At 66.1% G+C, this 401-nt stretch carries 1 protein-coding gene; it reads right to left on the bottom strand.

Translation table 11 applies throughout. From position 1 onward, the window contains the following. On the bottom strand, positions 1 to 259 hold a 259-nt coding region (locus MKK84_RS26260; RefSeq protein WP_243924961.1), incomplete at its 3' end, for an ATP-binding protein. Positions 260 to 401 lie beyond the last annotated feature (142 nt).

The following is a 401-nucleotide window of genomic DNA, read 5'->3' as shown; positions in this document are numbered from 1 at the left end:
TGCCGGTGCCAGTGCCGCCGACCAGCACGACGTTGCGCTGGTGGGCCAGGAACTCGCCACCAGCGAGGTCGCGCACCAGCCCCTCGTTGATCGGCGTATCGGTGAAGGCGAACTCGGCGATGTCCTTGGCCAGGGGCAGCTTGGCGATGGTCATCTGGTAGCGGATCGAGCGCGCCTGCTTCTCGCTGATCTCGGCCTGGAGCGGGTCACCGACGACCTGGTGAGGCTGCTGAGTGCGTTTGAGCGCAACCTGGATGATCTCGTACTAGGCCGCCGTCATCCCGAACAGCTTCAGTTCGCCCATGGTGGCGATGGTGTCGTGATGGTCCATCGTGGGGCTCTCCCACGGCGGTCGTAGCGGGCACAGGGGGCGCCGTGCTAATGACCACGTCGCAGGCTCC

The sequence above is a fragment of the Methylobacterium sp. E-065 genome (assembly GCF_022829605.1).
Taxonomy (GTDB): Bacteria; Pseudomonadota; Alphaproteobacteria; order Rhizobiales; family Beijerinckiaceae; genus Methylobacterium.
This window is presented reverse-complemented; position numbering and strand designations above follow the sequence as displayed.